A 22,692-nucleotide genomic window follows, 5' to 3' on the forward strand; every position below is an offset into this window, starting at 1 on the left:
TAACCCCCTCGTGATCGGCATGCCGCTCGGCGCAAGGGGGTTTTCATTCGGTCTGCCCGGAGGAGGCATTTGCATTGTTTAGAATTGTGGACAAGCTGCTATTGTTTATTTATAGCATCGTAATCGGTGCCGCTTCCATTCTGATCGCATGTATTGGCTTTAATTGGATTTCGAAGCGAGCGCTTCTTACGGCTTTAGACCGTATGTTTGAGCAGCCATCGATTCAGATTTCCGTTATGATTGCTGGGATTGTATTGTTTTTGCTCAGCTTGAGATTTTTTATTGTTTCCTTGCATCGAGGTTCTGCAGCTCCGCCTTCAATTGATCAACGGACAGATTTTGGCGACATTCGCATTTCCATTGAAACGATTGAAAATCTAGCTCTCAAAGCAGCTTCCAAGCGTCGCGGGGTTAAAGATTTGCGTGCGCGCATTCGTACTTCCGACTCTGGCCTTGACATTGTGCTTCGCGTGTTTGTTGATGGAGAAAGCTCAATCCCAACGCTCACGGAAGAGATTCAGCTTGCTGTCAAAAGCCATATTGAGGATATTACAGGGATACCGGTTTCAAATGTGACGGTATTTGTGGCGAATGTCATTCAGACAGGCATGTACAAGAGTCGCGTGGAATAGAGGTGGGCTAGCGGATGTGGAGGGAATTTTGGGTTCATTACGGAAAGCGGACAATTGGCGCAGCAGCAGGACTCTTTTTTGGCTTCGTGTATTTGTTTGCAGGTTTTTGGGATATGCTGGTTTTTATGCTGCTCATTTCAATTGGGTATTGGATAGGCAAAAAGAAAGACTTGCGGCAGGATCCGGCCGCTCCATGGCAGCAAGTGTGGAGCGTACTAATGGAAAGATTTCGCCCGTTTAGATAATCCTGTGGTCTCCTCCGTTCTCCGGAAGCCGGATTGCCGGTTGTTCGAGGCAGGGAGGAGATCATAGGTTTTTTTGAAGTTCTAAGGCTTTATAAGTGAAATGCTTATAATGGGCTTCTATTTTACCGCGAAATAGGCTTTGTCGATATGTTAAGGGCGAAAACCGTTTACGCTAGCAATAATAAATTTCAGTAAGCAGTGCAACTGCTTTGGAGGTCCCATGAAACGTAGATTAGCGAGAGAAATTGCAGTATCAAGTTTGTACCAGATGGAAATGAATGAAGTTACTGCTGACGAAGCGGTAGACATGCTTCTTGAAGAGGCGCATTCTGCCAACGAAATCGGCGCGGAGCCAGGGGATATTGGCAATACGGATGATGATTTTGTAAGACAGCTTGTGATGGGCGTCGCGGAGCGCAAAGCGGCGATTGACGACATGCTGCAGGATCATTTGACTGGCTGGCAGGTAGACCGGCTGTCTCGGGTAGACCGCCAGGTTTTGCGTCTGGCTTGTTTTGAGATGGTATTCAGCAACGATGTACCGCCGAAAGCGGTTATAAATGAAGCAATTGAACTCGCTAAGCATTTTGGCACGGAAGAGTCTGGCAAGTTCGTAAATGGCGTGTTAGGCAAGCTGATTAGCGGACTTGAGCAACTGAAAGCCGAGCCTGATCATACAAACTAGGAAACCGCCGGCACAGAAGGCCGGTCGGCAAGAAGGGGAGCGACACATTATGAGCGCACATATCATTTTAGGCAAACAGATTTCGGATCTTATTCGTGAGGAAATTGGGGCAGATACAGCTTCGCTTAAAGAAAAGGGTGTTGTTCCGGGTCTTGCAGTTGTATTGGTTGGAGATGATCCTGCTTCTAAAGTATACGTCGGTTCCAAGGAAAAAGCCTGCCAGCAGTTGGGGTTATATTCCGAGGTTCACCGACTGGCTGAATCGGCATCGGAAGAGGAAGTTTTGGCGCTGATCGCCAAGCTTAATGTTCAGGATACCATTAATGGTATTTTGGTGCAGCTGCCGCTGCCTAAACATATTAACGAGAAAGCCGTTATCGACGCGATTCGCGTGGAAAAGGACGTAGACGGCTTCCATCCGGAAAGTGTGGGTAATCTCGTAATAGGCGATGACAGCTTGCTGCCATGTACGCCAGCGGGCGTTATTGAACTGATTAAACGCAGCGGCGTTAATATTGCAGGCAAGCATGCCGTTGTCATTGGAAGAAGCAATATTGTCGGAAAGCCAGTCGCAATGCTGCTGCTTAGAGAGCATGCCACGGTGACGATCTGCCATTCCAAAACAGCCAACATGGAAGAGATCGCAAAGCAGGCGGACATTCTTGTCGTAGCCATTGGCAAAGCGAAAGCGATTGACAGCAAGTTTGTGAAGCCAGGAGCAGTCGTTATTGATGTTGGCATTAACCGTTTGCCTGATGGCAAGCTGGCGGGCGATGTGGATTACGAGGATTGCCTGGAAACAGCTGGTTATATTACGCCAGTACCGGGCGGCGTTGGTCCGATGACGATTACGATGCTGATCCAGAACACGATTAAGGCAGCCAAACGCGCAAACGGAATCGGAGAGTAAGGCGATGAAAGAACAGCCGCGGGTTTATTCGATAAAGGACATTAACCGATATATCCGGATGAAAATGGACTCGGACGCTGTGCTTGGCGATGTATGGCTGCGCGGAGAAATATCTAATTTTACGCATCATTCCAGCGGCCATATGTATTTTACACTCAAGGATAAAGACAGTCGGTTGAAATGCGTCATGTTTGCATCGCATAACCAGCGGCTGCCTTTTATTCCTCGTGAAGGCGCTAAAGTGATGGCGCGCGGAAACATTTCTGTCTATGAGCGGGATGGCAACTATCAATTTTATGTTTCTGCCATGCAGCCAGATGGTATTGGGAGCTTGTACCTCGCTTTCGAGCAGCTGAAGAGCAAGCTGGAGGAAGAAGGGCTGTTTGCCGCTGAGCGCAAACGCCCGATTCCACGCTTTCCTGGGGCGATCGGTCTGATTACTTCGCCGACAGGGGCAGCAGTCCGCGATATGATGATTACGCTGCAGCGCCGCTATCCTGCTGCGCGTATTTATGTTTATCCGGTTTTAGTGCAAGGAGCGCAAGCAGCACCTTCCATTTCACATGCAATAGAAGCAATGAACCGTTTTGGAGAAATCGACGTATTAATTGTAGGGCGCGGCGGCGGCTCGCTTGAAGAGCTCTGGGCGTTTAATGAAGAGCAGGTAGCGCGCAGCATAGCGGCATCCGCTATTCCAATCATTAGCGCCGTCGGCCATGAGACCGATTACACGATTGCTGACTTCGTTGCAGACTTGCGGGCGGCGACGCCTACGGCAGCGGCCGAGCTGGCCGTACCGCATGCAGCCGAGCTGGAGAAGCATTTAAGCAGGCAGCGCCAGCAATTGGAGCAATCGCTGCGCCAGGTCATTCGCAGCCGCAAGGAGCAGCTTGCGCGTGTGCGCCGTTCGCCATTTTTTCTTTATCCTCGCAAATATTTGCTGGAGCAGGCGCAGCGTCTTGATCTGCTGGAGGAACGCTTGCGCCAGCGGACGCAAAAGGCAGCACATCGCGGGCGAAGCAGGCTGGAGCGTTTGCAAGCGACGCTTGCCGGGCATCATCCAGGGCAGCGCGTGCAGTTTGCGGCAAGCAGGCTCAAAGGAACTTCGAAACGGCTGGAACAGATTATCCAGCAAACGCTGCAGGAGAAGCAGCTTAAGCTTCATAGCTCCATACGCCAGCTTGATGCGCTTAGTCCGCTGAAGGTAATGGCGAGAGGATACGGGTTAGTTTATGAAGAATCGGAGCAGCGCTTGGTCAAGTCAGTAGCAGATGTGAAGGCAGGGGATACCGTAAAGGTTAAACTAGCAGATGGGCAGATGACCTGCGAAGTATCGTCGTTGGAAGGAGAGAGCAGCAGTGGCAAAAAAGGAAGCAGCCGAGCTTAGTTTTGAACAGGCAATGGAGCAGCTTGACACGATTGTAGAAAAGCTTGAAAACGGCGATGTTCCGCTGGAAACAGCGATTGATCTATTTCAAGAGGGCATGCGTCTGTCGAAGCTGTGCAGTGGCAAGCTGGAGCAGGTGGAGCAGAAGATCGAGACACTTATTGAGACAGAGCAGGGCTTTCAGAAAAAAACGTTTGCTCCACCGAGCGAAGACAAAGGAGAATAACGCTTGAGCGACACGGTTTTGGTAAAATCCTATTTGGCGCAATGCGCCGCCATCGTAGAACAAGCACTGACCGAAGTGCTGCCTGCGCAGTGGCAGGTTCCGGATAAGCTCCGTGAATCCATGATGTATTCCCTTGAAGCAGGTGGAAAACGCTTGCGGCCCGCTCTTGTGCTTGCAGTAGCTGAGGCTATTAGCGGTAATGAAGATACGGTGAGCAAAGCTTTGCCTGTTGCATGCGCAATTGAATGCATACATACGTACTCCTTAATCCATGATGATTTGCCAGCGATGGATGATGACGATTACCGCCGCGGCAAGCTCACGAATCATAAGGTGTACGGAGAGGCGATGGCGATTTTGGCTGGTGACGCGCTGCTGACCCATGCGTTTCATTTAATTCCTAAAGCGGCTAAAGCTGGTGGTGTCAGTGCACAGGTTGCACTCGATATCGTGGAAGATTTGGCAATGCTTGCCGGAGCCAGAGGCATGGTTGGCGGGCAAGTAGCAGATATGCTGGGTGAGCAGGGCATCACGTCGCTTGCAGAGCTTGAATATATTCATTTGCACAAAACCGGAGATTTGGTTGTGTTCTCTGTTACAGCTGGCGCACGTATTGGCGGTGCTACAGAAGCGCAAATCAAGCTGCTCGAGCAATATGGCCGCAATATTGGGCTGGCTTTTCAAATTCAAGATGACATTCTAGATTTGATTGGCGATGAGAGCAAGCTTGGCAAGAAGACGAACAGCGATGTCGAGCAACAAAAAGTAACCTATCCCTATCTGATGGGGCTTGAGGAGAGCAAGGCTCAAGTAGAGCGTTTGACGCAGGACGCGAAGTCGGCTGTGCTTGATGCAGGACTTGCAGCACCGGACAGACTGCTGCAAATCGCCGATTATCTGGTGCAGAGGGATCATTAATTCGCTCTAATGCCTTGGGGATTGGGAAAAAAACAATGCCTATGTTATAATAGTTTAAATATTTTGACGTCTATTGAACAGTGAAGGCTGCTGTTCGCGAAAGCGAGGAAGTACTGTGCTGCTTGAACATATAAACGGGCCTCAGGATTTAAAAGGGTTATCCAAGAAAGAGCTGGAGCAGCTTGCAAGCGAAGTGCGCCAGTTTCTCATTGAGAAGCTTTCCGTTACGGGTGGTCACCTTGCTTCCAATCTGGGAGTTGTGGAGCTAACGCTCGTTCTGCATTATTTATTTGACAGCCCGAATGACAAATTTGTATTTGATGTAGGCCATCAATCTTATGTGCATAAAATTTTAACAGGGCGCATGGATCGCTTCGATTCGTTGCGTCAATATAAAGGCATGTGCGGGTTTGTGAAACGCGACGAGAGCGAGCACGATGTGTGGGAAGCTGGACATAGCAGCACATCGCTGTCTGCAGCAATCGGCATGGCGATGGCGCGAGATTTTAAAGGCGAAGACAATCGTGTCGTAGCCGTCATTGGCGACGGAGCCTTGACTGGCGGCATGGCCTTCGAGGCGCTTAATCATATCGGCCATGAAAAGAAGAAAATGATTGTCGTGCTGAACGACAATGAGATGTCTATTGCGCCAAATGTCGGCGCGATGCATCAATATTTGGGCAAAATTCGCTCAGACCGCCATTACCAGAAAGCGAAGGAAGAGCTGCAGCATTTCTTGAACAAAATTCCTGCTGTCGGCGGGAAGCTGGCCAAGACGGCAGAAAAGTTTAAAGACAGCCTGAAATATTTGCTCGTAACGGGCATTCTTTTTGAACAATTCGGTCTTACTTATTTAGGACCGGTTGACGGGCATGATATGGAGCAGCTGCTTGATATTTTCCGTCAGGCTGATTCAGTTCCAGGCCCTGTTCTTGTGCATGTCGTGACGGTGAAGGGGAAAGGCTACTCTCCTGCTGAAGCAGATTCCCATAAATGGCATGGCATCTCCCCCTACAAAATCGAATCAGGTCAGGTCGTCAAGGCCGTTGGCTCGCCTATGTATACGCAAGTATTTGGCGATGTGCTGATTGAGCTCGCAGAGAAGGATAAGCGTATCGTAGCGGTTACACCTGCTATGCCGGGTGGATCGGGATTAATGGAATTCGCAGCGCGTTTTCCAGGCCGCATGATCGACGTAGGTATTGCCGAGCAGCACGCGGCGACGATGTCTGCAGCACTTGCGATCGAAGGAATGAAGCCGGTATTTGCCGTTTATTCTACCTTCCTGCAAAGGGCTTATGATCAGGTTGTGCATGATATTTGCCGCCAGAACCTGAATGTTATTTTTGCTATCGACCGTGCAGGCTTTGTAGGTCCCGATGGAGAAACCCATCATGGCGTGTATGATATTCCCTTCCTGCGCCATGTGCCGAATCTGGTCTTAATGATGCCTAAGGATGAAAATGAGCTTCGCCGGATGATGAAGACGGCGGTTAATTATAATGATGGTCCGATTGCAGTCCGTTATCCGCGGATCAATGGACTTGGCGTAACGATTGATGCTGAGCTTCTGCCGCTGCCTATAGGCTCATGGGAGACGGTTCGCGAAGGCGATTCAGCCGTTATTATTGCTATTGGCCCCATGCTTCAAGTGGCGGAAGAAGCAGCGGATCTGCTGAAGCGCGACGGCATGAATGTCCGCATTGTAAACGCACGTTTTATTAAGCCGATGGATGAGAAAATGCTTCTGTCACTTGCGAATGAAGGTAAAAACATCATCGTGCTGGAAGAAGGCGCGGAGCTTGGCGGCTTGGGCAGTGCGATTCTTGAATTTTATTCGCTGCGCGGCATTTATGGTTTGCCGATTCGTATCGTTGGTATTCCGGACCAGTTTATTGAACATGGTTCCATTAAAGAACAGCGCGCTGAAGTTGGCCTGACGGGCGAACGCATAGCAGCTGAGCTTAAAAACATGCATCCTCGCAGTAAAATGCGCGTAACCGGACAGCATTAGAAGGCTAGGTAAAAGAATGACGACACCTAAAGAACGAATAGATGTGCTGCTCGTCGAGCGCGGTTTTTATGAAAGCAGGGAGAAGGCGAAGAAAGCGCTAATGGCAGGCCTTGTTCTGGTGGATAACGAACCGATCGACAAGAGCGGAATGAAAGTTGCCCGCACGGCGGATATTAAAGTAAAAGGGGCTATTCATGCCTATGTCAGTCGTGGGGGCTTAAAGCTGGAGAAGGCAATTCGCGCCTTTGAGCTGGATCTCGTTGGACGTACGATGCTGGACATTGGTGCTTCAACAGGCGGCTTTACAGATTGCGCTTTGCAAAATGGAGCGGAATACGTCTATGCCATTGACGTCGGCTATAATCAGCTGGATTGGTCGCTTCGCCAAGACCCACGCGTGAACGTCATGGAGCGTGTTAACTTCCGTTATATGAAGCCTGAGGAACTGCTTGGGCCCAAGCCTACTTTTGCTACCATTGATGTTTCGTTTATCTCATTGAAGCTCATTTTGCCTGCACTTTCGGGATTGATTGATCCGGGCTCAGGCGTGATGGCATTGATCAAACCGCAATTTGAGGCAGGGCGCGATAAAGTAGGGAAATCAGGTGTTATAAGGGATTCGAAGGTGCATGCAGAGGTGCTGAGGCATGTAACGCTGGCGGCCGCTGAGATGGGTTATACGCTGCGTGATCTTTCCTTTTCTCCTATTACAGGCGGAGAAGGCAATATTGAATTTTTGGCTTACTGGATTTGGGAAAACCAGCCTAATCAGCAGGTTCCCGATGATGCGGCAATTATGGAGCTCGTCAAGCAGGCGAGCGGCACCTTTTCCGCTGAAAAACAGTAGCAAGCTGCGAGGGGAATGCCTGCATCGCTAAGGCGATCGGGTGTTCCCCTATTTTTTGCTTTACAGAGTTGGGTCTTTTTTGATACACTGAACTCAACCAAACATGCGTTCGCTTTATAAACATTGACAGGAATATGCACCCTCCATCTCGAACCATTACATATATGGATGTTTTGGATGGAGGGTTGCATATGGACAAATACGGTGACTGGTTAATTATGCTAGTTGCCTCAGCCTTGTTAATCCTGTGGTTGTTTCGATTGTTTCATCGCTGGCTTCATGAGCCAGCCTCCTTCAACCGCTTGAAGCTTGGTAAAGGTGTCCCGCTTGATCCGAATGATGAGAACATTTTGTTTCTTGAACAGAGTGGCTATCATGTCGTCTCAGGCAAACACCGAATTCCCATTCAGATTGACCTGGATGGCCAAGAACTGGACAGCCGTTTGTATATTGATTATATTGCAGAACTTGACGGAGAGTTATACATCGTGAAGACTGCAAGGGATCGTATGCCGATGGATTGGACGGGAAGCGGAATAAGAGACAGGCTGCTTGTATACGCGTTGTTGCTGCCGAAATGCCAGGGCATCCTGTTTATTAATGTGAAGGAACGCTCCATTAGAAAAGTTGTTTTTCAGTTGTAGAATAGCATGTTTGGGAGGCGCTTTATTTATGAAAGGGATACGTCAATTTAAAATCAAGGAAATAATTACGAATCAGGTTGTGGAGACGCAGGAGGAGCTAGTTGAAGCGCTTCGCAATACCGGATTGCAGGTAACGCAAGCTACAGTATCACGTGATATTAAGGAGCTAATGCTCATTAAAGTTCCAGCAGAGGATGGCCGATATAGATATTCATTGCCGCAGGAGAAACAACGGATCAATCCGATTCACAAGCTCAAGCGGGCACTGCTCGATCACTTCGTGAACATCGATTTTACAGACAATCTTGTCGTAATGAAGTGTTTGCCGGGCACAGCCAATACGATCTGCGCGCTGCTGGACAATATGGAATGGCAGGAAGTAATGGGAACCATTTGCGGAGATGATACGATTTTGATCATTTGCCGCACGAAAGCTCAAAGCAATGAGGTTGTAGAAAGGTTGCTGGAGCTGTTGAACTAAACTAACATACCAATTTTAGGAGGCATCAGTTTATGTTGCGAGAGCTGTCCATTCGAAATTTAGCTGTAGTTGAGCAGGTGACGGTTTCGTTCCACCATGGCTTTCATGTTTTGACGGGGGAGACGGGAGCGGGTAAATCCATCATTATTGACGCGCTTAGCTTAATTGTTGGAGGACGAGGCTCCGCAGATATGGTCAGGTATGGCTGTCAGAAGGCGGAAATGGATGCGATGTTTGATTTGCCGCGGATGCATCCCGTATGGCATGTGCTGGAGAGACTAGGGGTAGAGGCATCACATGACGAGATGCTCGTCATTCGTCGTGAGCTCACTTCCCAAGGCAAAAGCAGCAGCCGAGTGAATGGACAGCTGGTTACTATGACGATGCTTCGTGAAATTGGAGAATGCTTAGTTAATATTCATGGTCAGCATGAGCATCAATCTTTACTGCGCACAGAGAGGCATTTGGAATGGCTTGACATGTTCGCAGGTGACCTGCTCATTGAGCGCAAGCAGACTTATAAAGCGGTATATAAAGAGCTGCAGCAGGCAAGAGCGGCGCTGCGTGAGCTTGAAGATTCAGCACGCCATAATGTGCAAATGCTGGACTTGTACCGTTTTCAAATCGAAGAAATTTCAAATGCCCAGCTCAAGGTTGGAGAAGATGAAAGCTTGGCTGAAGAGAAACGCAAGCTGCAATTCGCCAGCAAACGGATGGACAATGTAACCGAAGCATATTCTTTATTGTATGGCGATGCTGGCTTGGATGCTTTAAACAAAGCGATTATTAAGCTTTCGGATATTCAGACATATGATCCCACTATTGTTGGGCCATTGCTGGAACAGCTCCAATCGGCATATTATCAAGCTGAGGATGCCGCTTTTCAACTTAGAGATTACAGAGATACCATTGAATCAGATCCAGAGCAGCTTGCGACTATCGAAGATCGTCTCGATCTCATTCATGGTTTGAAACGCAAATATGGCGAGAGCATTGAGGATATTCTCGTTTATTATAAAAGCATCGTCGTGGAACGCGACAAGATCGAAAACCGCGATGACTATTTAGAAAAACTGCGTAATAGCGAAGCAACGTTGTATAAGTCAGCACTTGAACTTGCTGAGGAGTTGTCCAAGCTGCGCAATCATGCATCTACACGATTGGCTGAGTCCATTGAGCGCGAGCTGCGTCAACTGCAAATGCCTAACACGATTTTTTCTGTACAAATGGACATAATCAAGCAGCACGATCAAAAGGAAACCGCTGTTGTGCTTAATAGCAATGGCTGTGACGAAGCGGTATTTATGCTGGCTCCGAACCCTGGAGAGCCGCTTAAGCCATTGAATAAAATCGCATCAGGCGGCGAGATGTCGCGCGTTATGCTGGCTCTGAAAGCGATATTTGCTGAGCATGACCAAATTCCAGTACTCGTATTTGACGAGGTGGATACAGGTGTTAGCGGACGTGCAGCTCAATCGATTGCGGAGAAGCTTTCCCAACTATCGCGTCGTTGCCAAATTTTCTCGATCACGCATTTACCGCAAGTAGCTTGTATGGCTGATCACCATTATGAAATTCGCAAGCAAGTCGTTAATCAACGTACAGCTACCTCCATTAAAGAAATTATGAGCAATACCCGAATAGAGGAGCTAGCCCGCATGTTGGGCGGGGTTGAAGTGACCGAGAAAACGAGACATCATGCACAAGAAATGCTTGATTTGGCATTGCGGCAGAAAGGAGCCTAATGGAGGGCATTAAGGGAAGTTTTTTGTGGTCATAAAACGGTGGGGGCGGGGTAACTTAAAGGTACGCCAATGGCGATTAATCCTTTATCGTCATGCGATGGAATTACAGGGAGCGTGAAATCATTGAACTCCAGCAAGAGGAAGAGATGGTTCGGTCTGGTTCTCGTGATTTTGATTTGCATGGTAGGCTTCTCCACACCGTTTCAGCACTTAGCCTCAATCCCGAATGAACTGCGTTTGTTCACTGGCCAATCGAAACGATTACAATATGGAGTTCCTGTTCATGCTCAAGTTACGGTGGACCCGCGTATGCTTCAAGTGAATGGCTCATCGACCCGGTCTTTATCAGTCAATTTGAACGAACCGCTATCCTTACATTCGCAGCAAAGCGGCGAGACGAGGATGAAAGTGAAATTATTCGGTAAAATTCCTTTCAAGACGGTGAAAGTCAATGTTGTACCTGATTTAAAGGTCATTCCTGGTGGTCAAACCATTGGGGTCAAGGTGAAGTCAGCCGGAATTTTAGTCGTCGGTCATCATCAAGTGACTAGTCAGAATGGCAGTAAACAATCTCCAGGTGAGCTCGCAGGATTGCGTCTGGGCGATTTAATCGTCAAGATCAATGGTCAAAAGGTTTCTGAAGTTAGGAAAGTTGCAGAGCTCGTTGATCATGCAGGCAACAACAAGAAAGCGCTTGATATTGTATATAAGCGAGGCGGGCATTTAGGCAAAACCGTTTTGAATCCTTCTTATGATGCTGAGGATCGAACGTGGCGGCTAGGGCTTTATATACGCGACTCAGCTGCCGGTGTAGGCACACTGACGTTTTATGCCCCTGATCAGGGCGTTTACGGCGCGCTTGGACATGTCATTACAGATATGGACACGCAAACAGCTATTGAAGTTGGTGATGGCCAAATTCTTCAATCCAGCGTAACGTCGATTAACAAAAGCCAAAATGGCGAGCCAGGCGAAAAAAGGGCCCATTTTGTGAAGGAAAGTAAAGTGCTCGGCAATGTGGAACGAAACACCCCATTTGGCATTTTTGGCAAAATGAATGAAAATCCTACCCACAGCTATAACAGCAATGCGATGCCGGTTGCTTTTGCTGAGGAAGTAGCTGAAGGCACCGCTCAAATTTATACCGTAGTAAATGGTCAAAAGGTTGAGAAATTTGATATTGAAATTGCTCATGTTATGAAGCAGAACAGTCCGGCAACTAAAGGAATGGTTATTAAAATAACGGACAAGCGTCTGCTTGATAAAACAGGTGGCATTGTACAAGGTATGTCGGGCAGCCCCATCATTCAAAATGGCAAGCTGGTTGGAGCGGTGACCCATGTGTTCGTAAATGACCCTACATCGGGTTATGGATGTTTCATTGAATGGATGCTTCAAGATGCAGGGGTGTTATTAAAATCTACATTGCAGCAAGGCAGTCAAACGGCAGCATAAAAACAACCGCCAGCGGCAGGGAGCGAATACGCTGCAGGCGGTTGTTTTACTTTTGTTGGACACCTTCTTTTGTCGAAACTCAGCGAAACGAAGCGCTAATTGTAAATAAATAATCAGTATAACGGTATTGCGAAAAAAAATAAAGAAAAATAATTTTCGACAGAAGGAATTTATATCAGCGTGTCGAAAATGTTACTCAAGACAACTAGGGGAAGGTTCAAGAGTGAAAATTGGATTATCATTTGAGGGAGGATAATATCTTGCAAAAAATTGATGTATTATTGGCAGATGACAACAGAGAATTTACTAATTTGTTATCGGAATACATATCCGATCAAAGTGATATGAATGTGAGTGGTGTAGCGTATAACGGTGAAGAAGTGCTGAGGCACTTGGAAGAATCCCGTAAAATACCGGATGTACTCATTCTTGATATTATTATGCCTCATTTGGACGGACTTGGCGTTTTGGAGCGCTTGCGGGAAATGAATATCTCGCCAATGCCTAAAATCATTATGTTGACCGCCTTTGGTCAAGAAAATATTACACAAAAAGCAGTTCAATTGGGTGCTTCTTATTATATTCTTAAGCCATTTGATATGGATATTTTGGCTAACCGGATTCGCCAGCTGTTCGGGAATTCTTCGTACTCGGCATCATCTTCTTACAATTCGAGTTCGTCAACAGTGAAATCGAATGTTGTTCCGCTTGCTAAAGGCAAAAATCTGGATGCCAATATTACAAGCATCATTCATGAAATTGGCGTGCCTGCTCATATTAAAGGCTACCAGTATTTGCGCGAAGCTATCACAATGGTGTATAACAATATCGAAATTTTGGGTGCGATTACAAAAACGCTATATCCAGCAATCGCCGAAAAATTCAAAACGACACCTTCCCGCGTCGAACGAGCGATTCGCCACGCTATTGAAGTCGCTTGGACGCGCGGCAACATCGACAGCATCAGCCACCTGTTTGGCTATACGATTAATATTAGCAAGTCGAAACCAACGAACTCCGAATTTATAGCGATGGTTGCCGATAAGCTGCGGATTGAGCATAAGGTGAGTTAATTGCTGTTGTATCAAGGGTTTGAGAGTGTCAATGTCAAAAACAGGGATGGCTATAAATATCCGAAAATGGGTAATTTGAACCGATAAACTTTTGAATAGCAAACCAGCTGATACCACTTATTTATTGGTTCTTCGAAACCAATAAATAAGTGGTATTTCTTATGATCGATTTTGACTTTCAACTGGATAATTTCATGCTTTACTGTTTATCCAAAAACCTTTCGCGTAAAACCTTGGCAAGTTATGAGCAGACGTTGAAGCTGTTCGGAAAGTACTTGCTTGAACAGTTTCAGATTGAGGAAGTAAAGAAGGTTCAGTCTGGTCATATCCGACAGTACATCAAGTACTTACGTGAGAGGGGTAAATACACCGTTGTAAATAAAGTGGAGTCCAAGGATAAGAATCATCCCGAAAATCGAACTGACTATAAGAAAGATATATCAATGACGACAATAGCAAATTACGTTCGTAACATCAAAGTGTTCTTCAATTATTTGTATGAGGTTGAGCGAGAGATACCAAAGAATCCTGTTGAGAGTGTAGAAAATCCGAAAGTACAGCGTAAGGTTAAGAAAACACTGACACCAGCAGAAATTAAGAAGGTGCTAGGTCAGTTCGATACGTCAGCATTTCATGGATACAGGAACTATGCGATTACACGAATCCTCCTCGACACAGGAATGAGGATTGGGGAATGTTTGAGCCTTCAACCAGAAGATTTTGATTTCAAGCATAAGTCTATTCTTATTAGGAACCCTAAGAATGGGCAAGAAAGATATGTTTACTTCTCATTCAAATCGGCAAATGAAATGAAACAATGGATGCGATACAAAGATCGTTACTCTGAGAGTCCGTTCCTGTTTCCGACCACAAGAGGAACACAATTAGAGGTAAGGAACTATGAAAGGGCATTAAGGGAGGCAGGGGAGCGGGTAGGAGTGCCAATCCATCCACATCAACTGCGGAACAACTTTGCGAAGTATTACATTATGAATAATGGCGACTGGTTCAGCTTGTGCCGAATACTTGGTCATAGTTCCGTTGAGGTCACGCAAAAGGCATATCTCGATTTTACTGATGATGAAATTGCGAAAAAATATCAGAAGCATAGCCCGCTTGCTTTTTTGGAGATATAAGCTAAGACATCAAAGGGGAATATTGTTGGTTATGGGGGATGAACATTCTACACTATAGCTCATGAGGATTGCACAAAGCCATTCTAAGCATGCTTAAGAACTTGGACAAGCAATTCAGCGTCTGAATGTCTTGAATCAATCAAGCATGGCATACAGAGGCTAGGTGAAGAGAGAAACCTTACTGCATGAAAGAGGTGGTAAGGTTTCTTGAATTTCACCTCGAAAATGTTTGATATTTGATTGGTACTTCAAAATCATCCAGAGGCTTTGTTCTGGATTTTACCCATGTTAATCTCCGCCTCATAAGCATCAGAGAACGAAGCACGCATGGATGTTTGCTGGATATAGACAGAGAAATTGCTAGTCAGCCGATACGAGAGGTTTGAAGTAATACTAAAACAGTTGAGAAAGCCGAGCGGTATAAAATTCTTGCATAACATCACCCAAGTTTCACTCTTCTTCAACAACCCGCTGTTTCAGGTATTCTCCGTTTGTCCCATCACAGATTCCAAAATCCAACTCCAAATGAAATAAAAAATCCGTAATGGCTTTATGTTGTTCGTCCGACAGCGTATTAGTTTGACTTTGATACCAATTCAACAGAGATACCAAACAGAAATCATTGGGAATGAAGACCCCTGCTTCGCTTTTTACGACTCCAAATTCAGCAAGTGCTTTGTCTGAGATCATTATTTCTCCTCCTTTTCTTCATAAATCTCCATTAGTTGAGTAATATCAGTGATTCCGAAATAATTTGATATCTTTTCTATTATCGGAATGTTGATTTCAGTTCGTGCATTTCGGCACATGTCTGAAAGGGTAGCTTGTCTGACTTCAATGATTTGGGCTAGTTTGCTCTGTGTTATCTTGTGTTCTTTTAGTATCTCATCAAGTTTTAGACGAAGCTTTAGCATATATGAATCACTCCAATGTTTTATATTGACATTATACGATCTAGCGTATAATATAGTTAATATACGCTAGATCGTATAATAATCATATCATTATAAACATGGAAACTCTACTTTTTTGTGTTAATTAAGATTCTTAAAGTATGTCTATTCAGTTAAGTAACCTGAGAAAGAATAACCAATTCATTTAATTAGGAGGATGTAAATTGATAAAGATGATTTCCGCAGAAGATAAAATTAAGATTCAATCAATAAGAGATGTGTTATCAGCACTAGGCTTCAAAGGCAGTATGTTGCGCGACCTACGCAGCATCATCGTGGATGAAGATACATTGTATGCATTCTATAACTTCATTCTAAAAACCGAAGAGGAAGAGGGAGCGGTAACCAGTCTGCTACTTGTGCATAAATTTAAGAAGCACATGCAGGACAAGCAGTCATTTGTTGATTTCGATGAGTTCACAAGCTGTTTTTATGAACCTCATATTAATGTAGCAGCTCAAGAAAAAATTATTCAAAAGCTGCTGGTTAAAAAGGCGAGCCAATCGATGCTCAATAAAGTAGTAATTCTGTTCGAGAAAAAGAAAGAAAAGGCGAACGAGATATACCACAAAATTGTTGAGTACCGCAGCATGTACAGAATCGATGAGATCGAGTATTTGCTGGATAGGCTGCTTATATTCAAATAGGTTACGTAAAAACGTGAAGTGCCATAGAGAGTATTCCTCGAACATAGCGATGATTTTACTAGTATAGAGACTTAGTTCAAGGGTTTACACATATAATTAATAGCTTTTAGTGTGATACACTATGTGGGAATCGCTAATTCTAACTGAAAATGTTCATATGTAAATGTAGAATCACCCATTCGTAGCGACTCGAATGGGTGATGTACTATCTCAATTTATCGTATGTCTCTAAAACGTCCTTAGCGAGTCTTAGAATCATCTGTACTTCTTCAACTTTTCTTCCAGTCAACAGAGAGTTAAGCGCTCCAATCAATTCTTGTCTATCAGTCCGCTCCTCGATGCCTTCAATACCCTCAATTCTAAATACCTCGACAGGACTTACATCTAAAGCGATAATCACTTTTTCCATTGTTTCCATCGAAATGTTTCGTTCACCGCGCTCAATATCCGAAATGTATGTAACATGTATTCCACTTTTTTCTGATAAGGATTCTTGAGTGTAGCCTTTTTCTTTCCGTATTACACGAATACGTTCACCAAAGAATTTTAAAAAATCAGAAGACACTCTTATCACTTCCCTTCCATACAAGCGTATGGAAGGATTGTAGATTTTCACATAATCATATATCAGAAGTTTTTTTGAAATAATCGTATATATACGATATTATATTTGATATATGTTTTTACAACTACGGAGGTGTATACATGTGAGAATAACGAACTACATACTCAGCTTTACTTGTATTTGTTTGGTTCTTTTGGGAACAGCATGTGAATCAGAGAGCGATAAACGGAAGGCAAGAGTTAAACAACTCGATAAGGAGATAAATCAGTTAAAAAAGGATACCGATTTAATGAATGATTATCTCGACACTTGCAAAAAAGCGGGTAAGTGTTAAGTTATACTATGGATTTGGGGGAGAATAAAATGTATCTTGGTTTTGGCGGCATATTAGCAATCTTTGCTTTTTTCATGTTCATCATCATTCTATTGGGTGGCGGTGATAATCCAATTGCAGTATGGACTCTATTTATTGGATTTGGAATTGGTTCGTGGTACTGTTATAAAAAACATAAAGAACTGGAAGAAGAGAAAATGGCACAGAAGCAGTGTGAAGCGGATGACAGATTAAAGCGTATTCCCAATCACAAGTCGTCACAAAGATTCATCTCAGTAAATGGAGATGTTACATTATCAATCGATGAGACTAACAAGCAAATATCATTCATTTCCCTTAATTCATATAAGGATAAAGTATATAGCTATCATGACATTTTGAAATCTGAGATTATGACTGACGGTATTAGTATTACGTCTACAAACAGGGGAAGTCAATTAGGCGGTGTTTTAATAGGTGGTATAATTGCTGGCGGTGTTGGAGCATTGATTGGAGGGCTTTCTGGTTCGACGACAAGCCAAGAAAAAGTGAAAAAAATTTATTTGAACGTAATTGTCAATGATACTGCAAACCCCATACATAAGATTGCATTTTTAGATTCGGAGTTTTCTGCATATCCAAAGGACAGTCAAGAATATAAAGATTGCTACAATACAGCGTATCATTGCCATCAGCTAATTGGAGTTCTTATTAGGCAAGCCGACGAGGAGGACAAGCGAAAAGAGACTTCAACGAGTAGCAACAATTTCCAAGGCAATGAGTCCGTTGCTGATGAACTTAGAAAACTTGTCCAGCTTAAAGATGAGGGAATAATCAGTGTAGATGAGTTTGAATCTCAAAAGAAAAAGCTAATAGGATAAAGAAGAAAAAACAGTAGCAGGTATCTTTATCTGCTACTGTTTTTTGTCAGTCGTAATTAGAATCAACTCTAGCAGCTTCCACCGATGATGTTAACGTTAACCTATCGCCATAATAATGAAAAAACATATCAAATTCTAAATAATGTACTACTGCTTTTGGATAAGTTGGATTTACGTACAAAATCGAGCAGAACGTATATTCATTTATTTCGCTCCCTTGTTTCTCAATAGAACTCGCATTCAATTTACTTATTAGCATTTAATCATTGTACGATATTACCTACAATAGATTATTTATCTCTTTTAAGTCTGTAACTCAGCGGCTATAAGAACCACATGCACTACAGTATAGTGTACTCAATTAATATAAAGTGATTAACAGTTAGTATGCGCGCTAATTATATCAACAGCATCAATGTGGAAGTAATATTCAAAATCAGCTAACCAAACTCTCATATTGCTTTCTAGGTAACCTCTTTTTCAATTCCTTTTTGTCAAAGAAAAACAACATGCATGCCTTGAAATCATGGGATTCATTAATCGTCAACTCATTTGAATCATCAACAATAATATCAATGTTTAAGCGATACAGATTCGGTAGATTACGTTGCAACCCTTTGCCCCCTAGAGGCTTTCTGTTACGAGCGACAACTTCAATCACACCTAGTTTAATCAATTTGTTTACTTGGTTTCTTGCTGTTTTCTCAACTACACCTGTTGCGGATTCAATCATTGAAAATGGCATATAAAAAACGCCTTGCATATCCGCATGGCGTTTAGATTGTTTCAGCATTGCATAAGTGATTAATTTCTGGTTCTTTTCAGGGCATCGGTCAATAATCCATTTCATTTCGTTTATATTGACAGTCAAGTCTTTATTGTTACCGCTTAGATTATAATTTTTCTCGTAAACATCTCGAACAATTAGATCAATGTCCTTGTAACAATCGCTTAACTTGGTTGTATATGAATCAGGGTTTTGCGTATCCATCCAACTACACAACAAGTTTTTACATTCATCTTTGTTGTTTCCAGAGTATTTTAAGTACATGGCAATTAAAAGAGTTACTTTATGCCTAGAACCTTGAACTTTTAATCCATTCAGTAAATAATCCTGTGCAAGTTCAATGGAATAGACCTCAGAATGTTCGTGACTCTTTGGTGGCACGAATGGACTTACTGCATCTTCAACTTTAATCAAATCTTTCGTATTAATCATTTGCTTATCTGTGTCGTTGATCTTAAGTATGTCTAATACTTGATGACTATCTATTTTGTTAATAGTTAGCAGATACGCTTCTGATTGTTGCTTGTTCATCACATTAAAATCATCATCAATGAATCCACAATACCTTCCTGTCATCTGGTGAATCCCTAGCGGTAACTTTACACCTTGGCTACTAGTAACCCTGAACTCAACCTTGTTGCCAGCGTCAGAATGTTCAACTATCTCTGAAATTTGAATAATATGATTAAAGAATTTCTTTGCATTGTCAATTTTGATTAGGTCTTCAAAGAATAAATCGATATGATAACCCTTGTTGCCGCTAAAACTGATGTGATGTTCGATATTCAAGTCGTTCAATGTGTTTGCAACTTTACCTGTAATCCATTTTGCTTTTATTTTATTATGAAAATCTATGTCAAACGTCATAAATCTTGTTGTTTGTTCGCCGCTGAATGTGCCAACTGTAAACTTACCATTTAGATGTTGTTCAAAGTGCCAGTCATTTAATTTTAGAGTCTTCTTTTTTTGATTGTTTGGTCGCCCTGCAATGCAAGTGATGTAACCCCGCTTAGATTGCTTTAAATATTTTCCAGTCTGTACTATATATAGATCATTGAGTTTCTTGATAACTTCCTTTTGCATTAATGAACGCCCCTTTGAATTATCAATTGTCTTTTGAATAATCAGCGTATAGTTAAATAAAAAAGACTCAACAAGTCTCCTTGTTAAGTCCTATTTAACTCAAGACCTTGTTCACGATATTTGTCTAATGCATCCTGCAAAGATTGATTGTGTTTGAACTGCCAGAACATTTTTAAAGTTTTTGCGTGATAAGCGCAACATATATAACTGAACCCTTTATTTTTTAAAAACATCTTCAAGTTTGTTGAGTAACAGAAAAAATACTTATCGTTCATTTGATTTCACTCCTTTAACTTCACTTAATTAAAGCGAAAACCCCAAACACAATTATTCGTATAAGGGGTTGATATGAGAAGACAAACTATGTCGACATAAAACATTTCAATAATTTCATGCTTGTTGTTAAGATGATTTCTGGTCTAACGAACTACGCTCGAATACCCATCTACCTACATGCGCGATTCTTCCGTTGAATGTGTTAGAGATATTCTTCATACTAACCCCCAACTCCCTAGATGCTTCTGTCTGCGACTTAAACTGGCGCTGTTCTCCTGTGTCCAAGTGAGTAGCGATCATTGGAATGTTATTTTTCTTCATTAGTCCAAGGGCGATTGCATGAGCTATATTTTCTTTTCGCGTTGCCCATTGAAGGTTCGTTAGTTTATTATTCAATTTATCAGCGTCCAAATGATTAACTTGCTCTTTGTTTTCTATATTAGGAATGAATGCAATGGCTACGAGACGATGGATAGCCATTCTCTTTTTCTGACCTTTTTTGGACAGATCGACTCTTGCGTAACCATCTCTTTGTATTTGTGGTTGCAGAATCCGTTCTTTGCTTTTAGCATTATTGCTGAGATGCTTGACGCGTCCAAGATTCGAAACAGCATACAATTCTTCATAACCTACTACTGGAAGCCACTCTTCGCCTTGCAAATTCTCAATTTGATGCTTATTCATTTCATTAAATTTCATAATATCCCATCCTCTATATTGAATTGTTGAGGAGAGAACGACAAATACCCTTTGCCAATATTGGCAAAGGGTTATCTATTAGTCACTCTTATAAAAGCGGTATGTACTGCTTTTCACTCTCTCAATTCTAAAAGTGTCGTAAACACCATTTGTTCTTTTGATTTGGCAAGCATAAATTTTTATACGATACGTGTGTTTTTAACTTAGTTCACCATAGCTATATAAGGGAGGCAAATCGTTTGCTGTGTATCGAAGTGAGTGAGGTTACTTGCTCCCAGCAAATGACCAATTATATTTTGCGATGCGATAGGGTCAGTGATTAGTTAAATCAAACCTGAGCTTTTAAACAGTTTGAAACTGTTTAAAATTGTTTTAAACCTTTAAAAGTTATGTGAGAATCCGATCATCGTTACCTCGCTTTTTTGCACTTTGCCTGCTTCTAGTCATGCTAAGAGTGGGGATGAATCATTTTCTCCATAACTATAATTATGGAAAAAGTGTGGAGGTGGTGGGGGGGGATGGTTTACAGGTGAAATTGAAATATTTTTAGTTCTCAAGGGCATAACACATACTCTCAGTCTTCCGACGGTGATTTACGAACCGATTCGTCTCAAATCCCCTATCGTGGCTACGATAAGGCTCTGTCGGCAAAAGGGTATAAATACATAAGGCTTTCCTTGAATCGCGTAGGAGAGGTTTTAGACATTCTGAGGGGTGATCCTCCGTTTAAGCAGCCGCTTTTTCTAGTCATTTTAAGTGTAATTAGGCGTGTCGAGCGACACATTTAACAGGAAATCGATCATTTTGGGTGTTTTTGATCTATTTTTGCCCATTTTGAACGATATTTAAGCTTTTTTGAGTCATTTTCGGCTCATTTCAGGGGATTTTGCTCATTTTAAACATGCAAATAGCATTTATTTTAACGAGGTTAAAGGAGTTTAAAACACTTTGAATCTAGTTAAAACTGTTTGAAACAGTTTTAAAATCTTTTAAAGGGTTTTAAATTATTTAAAAAGGTTTTAAAGTGTTTGAAAATGTTTAAAAGGATTTTAAAGAGTTTTAATTTCGTTAAAAGTATACCTTTATAAGTTAAATTGACTATGAATACGAAATAAAGTACAATAATATCGCATTTATATAATATCAATAAGAGGGTGTATAATGGGCAAGGTTAATTTAGAAAAATGGCTCGACACATCGAATTGCGTCAATATCCAAATGCCTAATGAGATATTCGATGACTTTTGCGCAGCAGATTTTAAAAGTTTCAATCACAGGTGTTTTGCATATGCCTATTACTATATGACTACCTATCTGTACAGGAACGCGATATTTGGTAGGAGTGACATAGAGAGATACAGCCAGCAGAATATCATCAAGGTATTCACAAGCGATAAAAGTGCTGTCTCTTACATAACAAAGAAGGAGGGGCTGCTTGATGTAATAGGCTATACCAGAACAACGACTGATTATCCCATTGCTTACTATATGGATGATGACTTATTGGAGTTTGCGACAATCAAGGAGCTGCGAAAGAGGATACCTAATCTAGATTCGAAACATAATCCCAGCTTCTGTGTCAAATTGCCGCTAAAAGCAACGACAAGATTCGATGAGGAGCATTATACAGGGACATTCTACTCGTTTCAAAATACACATTTAATTGACATTAAACGATACATGAAGATAATCTCTGACGATAAATTGGGTCATGTTGGCTTATACATCTACGCTTATGTCGCCATGATGTGTGACAAGTTTCCCCAAGGTTATCAGGTTTCGAATCAAGCATTGTGTGAGATGGTAGGTTGCAGCGACAGCACAATGAAGAGATATACGCAGCGACTTGAAGCCATTGGAGTGCTGGGAAGTAGAAGAAAATTGCTTGGAAACAAGCTGCTAGAGAAGGTATATACGATTAAATGAGTCCATGACCAGAGGTCGTGGGCTATTATTTTGGGCATGAGACAATCTGGAAGGGGTTTTAAGACGTTGTGAGACGAAAAGGAATAAGTAATGCTCTGAGACATAAAATCGATCTGAGAGGCTTGTAGAGGTCTTAAAATTGATAGACGGTACTTTATTTGTCT

24 protein-coding genes are annotated in these 22,692 nt (G+C 43.0%); 18 read left to right on the forward strand and 6 right to left on the reverse strand.

From position 1 onward, the window contains the following. Positions 1-74: 74 nt before the first annotated feature. The 15 genes from amaP to AC50Y5_RS04095 all read left to right on the forward strand — a co-directional run bounded on the left by amaP (position 75) and on the right by AC50Y5_RS04095 (position 14,398). Positions 75-632, forward strand: a complete 558-nt coding sequence (amaP, locus tag AC50Y5_RS04025) for an alkaline shock response membrane anchor protein AmaP (protein WP_494858561.1) — start codon at positions 75-77, stop codon at positions 630-632. A gap of 14 nt (positions 633-646) precedes the next feature. Next, complete coding sequence (locus AC50Y5_RS04030; protein ID WP_494858563.1) at positions 647-877, forward strand: DUF2273 domain-containing protein; 231 nt, start codon at positions 647-649, stop codon at positions 875-877. A gap of 220 nt (positions 878-1,097) precedes the next feature. After that, positions 1,098-1,562 (forward strand): transcription antitermination factor NusB, encoded by a 465-nt coding sequence (gene nusB, locus AC50Y5_RS04035; RefSeq protein ID WP_046231948.1) that lies wholly within the window; start codon positions 1,098-1,100, stop codon positions 1,560-1,562. 49 nt (positions 1,563-1,611) lie between these two features. Continuing rightward, positions 1,612-2,472 carry a bifunctional methylenetetrahydrofolate dehydrogenase/methenyltetrahydrofolate cyclohydrolase FolD gene (gene folD, locus AC50Y5_RS04040; protein ID WP_056028984.1) on the forward strand — a complete coding sequence of 287 codons (861 nt, stop codon included), beginning with the start codon at positions 1,612-1,614 and terminating at the stop codon, positions 2,470-2,472. Between the two features lie 4 nt (positions 2,473-2,476). Next, positions 2,477-3,859: an exodeoxyribonuclease VII large subunit gene (gene xseA / locus AC50Y5_RS04045; RefSeq protein WP_494858566.1), complete on the forward strand. Its 1,383-nt coding sequence runs from the start codon at positions 2,477-2,479 to the stop codon at positions 3,857-3,859. Further along, a complete protein-coding gene (gene xseB / locus AC50Y5_RS04050; RefSeq protein WP_150131581.1) occupies positions 3,831-4,085 on the forward strand; it encodes an exodeoxyribonuclease VII small subunit in 255 nt (84 codons plus the stop codon). Before xseA ends, xseB begins: the two co-directional genes overlap by 29 nt. A gap of 3 nt (positions 4,086-4,088) precedes the next feature. Continuing rightward, positions 4,089-5,003, forward strand: coding sequence for a polyprenyl synthetase family protein (locus AC50Y5_RS04055; protein ID WP_056028980.1), 915 nt, complete (start codon positions 4,089-4,091; stop codon positions 5,001-5,003). A 115-nt stretch (positions 5,004-5,118) separates the two neighbouring features. After that, the gene (dxs, locus tag AC50Y5_RS04060; protein ID WP_494858569.1) at positions 5,119-7,017 is read left to right on the forward strand and encodes a 1-deoxy-D-xylulose-5-phosphate synthase; all 1,899 of its coding nucleotides are present in this window, start codon (positions 5,119-5,121) and stop codon (positions 7,015-7,017) included. A gap of 16 nt (positions 7,018-7,033) precedes the next feature. Continuing rightward, positions 7,034-7,864, forward strand: coding sequence for a TlyA family RNA methyltransferase (locus AC50Y5_RS04065; RefSeq protein ID WP_056028976.1), 831 nt, complete (start codon positions 7,034-7,036; stop codon positions 7,862-7,864). 191 nt (positions 7,865-8,055) lie between these two features. Continuing rightward, a complete protein-coding gene (locus tag AC50Y5_RS04070; RefSeq protein ID WP_056028973.1) occupies positions 8,056-8,508 on the forward strand; it encodes a hypothetical protein in 453 nt (150 codons plus the stop codon). Between the two features lie 28 nt (positions 8,509-8,536). Then, positions 8,537-8,989, forward strand: coding sequence for a transcriptional regulator AhrC/ArgR (ahrC, locus tag AC50Y5_RS04075; protein ID WP_046231955.1), 453 nt, complete (start codon positions 8,537-8,539; stop codon positions 8,987-8,989). A gap of 32 nt (positions 8,990-9,021) precedes the next feature. Further along, complete coding sequence (recN, locus tag AC50Y5_RS04080) at positions 9,022-10,734, forward strand: DNA repair protein RecN (protein WP_494858571.1); 1,713 nt, start codon at positions 9,022-9,024, stop codon at positions 10,732-10,734. Between the two features lie 123 nt (positions 10,735-10,857). After that, positions 10,858-12,189: a SpoIVB peptidase gene (spoIVB, locus tag AC50Y5_RS04085; RefSeq protein ID WP_200931578.1), complete on the forward strand. Its 1,332-nt coding sequence runs from the start codon at positions 10,858-10,860 to the stop codon at positions 12,187-12,189. Between the two features lie 260 nt (positions 12,190-12,449). Next, on the forward strand, positions 12,450-13,262 hold the full coding sequence (gene spo0A, locus AC50Y5_RS04090) for a sporulation transcription factor Spo0A (RefSeq protein ID WP_056028967.1): 813 nt from the start codon (positions 12,450-12,452) through the stop codon (positions 13,260-13,262). Positions 13,263-13,423: 161 nt separating this feature from the next. Continuing rightward, positions 13,424-14,398: a tyrosine-type recombinase/integrase gene (locus AC50Y5_RS04095; RefSeq protein ID WP_494858574.1), complete on the forward strand. Its 975-nt coding sequence runs from the start codon at positions 13,424-13,426 to the stop codon at positions 14,396-14,398. A gap of 450 nt (positions 14,399-14,848) precedes the next feature. On the opposite strand, the gene AC50Y5_RS04100 is transcribed toward AC50Y5_RS04095, so the two are convergent. Then, a complete protein-coding gene (locus AC50Y5_RS04100; protein WP_494858576.1) occupies positions 14,849-15,088 on the reverse strand; it encodes a hypothetical protein in 240 nt (79 codons plus the stop codon). Next, positions 15,088-15,312: a helix-turn-helix domain-containing protein gene (locus AC50Y5_RS04105; RefSeq protein ID WP_494858578.1), complete on the reverse strand. Its 225-nt coding sequence runs from the start codon at positions 15,310-15,312 to the stop codon at positions 15,088-15,090. The genes AC50Y5_RS04100 and AC50Y5_RS04105 overlap by 1 nt, the downstream gene beginning before the upstream one ends. A gap of 203 nt (positions 15,313-15,515) precedes the next feature. On the opposite strand from AC50Y5_RS04105, the gene AC50Y5_RS04110 reads away from it, so the two are divergent. After that, complete coding sequence (locus AC50Y5_RS04110) at positions 15,516-15,998, forward strand: hypothetical protein (RefSeq protein ID WP_494858580.1); 483 nt, start codon at positions 15,516-15,518, stop codon at positions 15,996-15,998. A 205-nt stretch (positions 15,999-16,203) separates the two neighbouring features. Here the strand turns inward: AC50Y5_RS04110 and AC50Y5_RS04115 are convergent, their stop codons facing one another. Then, positions 16,204-16,563 carry a helix-turn-helix domain-containing protein gene (locus tag AC50Y5_RS04115; protein ID WP_494858582.1) on the reverse strand — a complete coding sequence of 120 codons (360 nt, stop codon included), beginning with the start codon at positions 16,561-16,563 and terminating at the stop codon, positions 16,204-16,206. Between the two features lie 363 nt (positions 16,564-16,926). On the opposite strand from AC50Y5_RS04115, the gene AC50Y5_RS04120 reads away from it, so the two are divergent. Then, positions 16,927-17,757, forward strand: coding sequence for an SHOCT domain-containing protein (locus AC50Y5_RS04120; RefSeq protein ID WP_494858584.1), 831 nt, complete (start codon positions 16,927-16,929; stop codon positions 17,755-17,757). Between the two features lie 436 nt (positions 17,758-18,193). On the opposite strand, the gene AC50Y5_RS04125 is transcribed toward AC50Y5_RS04120, so the two are convergent. The 3 genes from AC50Y5_RS04125 to AC50Y5_RS04135 all read right to left on the reverse strand — a co-directional run bounded on the left by AC50Y5_RS04125 (position 18,194) and on the right by AC50Y5_RS04135 (position 20,602). Further along, positions 18,194-19,627 carry a TOTE conflict system archaeo-eukaryotic primase domain-containing protein gene (locus AC50Y5_RS04125; protein WP_494858586.1) on the reverse strand — a complete coding sequence of 478 codons (1,434 nt, stop codon included), beginning with the start codon at positions 19,625-19,627 and terminating at the stop codon, positions 18,194-18,196. Positions 19,628-19,710: 83 nt separating this feature from the next. Next, entirely contained in the window at positions 19,711-19,902 is a 192-nt protein-coding gene (locus tag AC50Y5_RS04130; RefSeq protein WP_494858588.1) for a hypothetical protein, read from the reverse strand. A 127-nt stretch (positions 19,903-20,029) separates the two neighbouring features. Next, positions 20,030-20,602 (reverse strand): NUMOD4 motif-containing HNH endonuclease, encoded by a 573-nt coding sequence (locus tag AC50Y5_RS04135; protein ID WP_494858590.1) that lies wholly within the window; start codon positions 20,600-20,602, stop codon positions 20,030-20,032. 1,161 nt (positions 20,603-21,763) lie between these two features. Here AC50Y5_RS04135 and AC50Y5_RS04140 point away from each other — a divergent pair. Continuing rightward, positions 21,764-22,528: a hypothetical protein gene (locus tag AC50Y5_RS04140; RefSeq protein ID WP_494858592.1), complete on the forward strand. Its 765-nt coding sequence runs from the start codon at positions 21,764-21,766 to the stop codon at positions 22,526-22,528. The last annotated feature ends 164 nt before the right edge of the window (positions 22,529-22,692 follow it).

The organism is Paenibacillus sp. JT22N7 (assembly GCF_059383875.1).

Coding starts and splice junctions, on each gene's coding strand:
- AC50Y5_RS04065 (WP_056028976.1), top strand. CDS start 7,034: ATGACGACACCTAAAGAACGAATAGATGTGCTGCTCGTCGAGCGCGGT.
- AC50Y5_RS04100 (WP_494858576.1), bottom strand. CDS start 15,088: ATGATCTCAGACAAAGCACTTGCTGAATTTGGAGTCGTAAAAAGCGAA.
- AC50Y5_RS04105 (WP_494858578.1), bottom strand. CDS start 15,312: ATGCTAAAGCTTCGTCTAAAACTTGATGAGATACTAAAAGAACACAAG.
- AC50Y5_RS04125 (WP_494858586.1), bottom strand. CDS start 19,627: ATGCAAAAGGAAGTTATCAAGAAACTCAATGATCTATATATAGTACAG.
- AC50Y5_RS04095 (WP_494858574.1), top strand. CDS start 13,424: ATGATCGATTTTGACTTTCAACTGGATAATTTCATGCTTTACTGTTTA.
- folD (WP_056028984.1), top strand. CDS start 1,612: ATGAGCGCACATATCATTTTAGGCAAACAGATTTCGGATCTTATTCGT.
- ahrC (WP_046231955.1), top strand. CDS start 8,537: ATGAAAGGGATACGTCAATTTAAAATCAAGGAAATAATTACGAATCAG.
- AC50Y5_RS04120 (WP_494858584.1), top strand. CDS start 16,927: ATGTATCTTGGTTTTGGCGGCATATTAGCAATCTTTGCTTTTTTCATG.
- recN (WP_494858571.1), top strand. CDS start 9,022: ATGTTGCGAGAGCTGTCCATTCGAAATTTAGCTGTAGTTGAGCAGGTG.
- AC50Y5_RS04135 (WP_494858590.1), bottom strand. CDS start 20,602: ATGAAATTTAATGAAATGAATAAGCATCAAATTGAGAATTTGCAAGGC.
- nusB (WP_046231948.1), top strand. CDS start 1,098: ATGAAACGTAGATTAGCGAGAGAAATTGCAGTATCAAGTTTGTACCAG.
- AC50Y5_RS04130 (WP_494858588.1), bottom strand. CDS start 19,902: ATGAACGATAAGTATTTTTTCTGTTACTCAACAAACTTGAAGATGTTT.
- AC50Y5_RS04030 (WP_494858563.1), top strand. CDS start 647: ATGTGGAGGGAATTTTGGGTTCATTACGGAAAGCGGACAATTGGCGCA.
- xseA (WP_494858566.1), top strand. CDS start 2,477: ATGAAAGAACAGCCGCGGGTTTATTCGATAAAGGACATTAACCGATAT.
- AC50Y5_RS04140 (WP_494858592.1), top strand. CDS start 21,764: ATGGGCAAGGTTAATTTAGAAAAATGGCTCGACACATCGAATTGCGTC.
- AC50Y5_RS04070 (WP_056028973.1), top strand. CDS start 8,056: ATGGACAAATACGGTGACTGGTTAATTATGCTAGTTGCCTCAGCCTTG.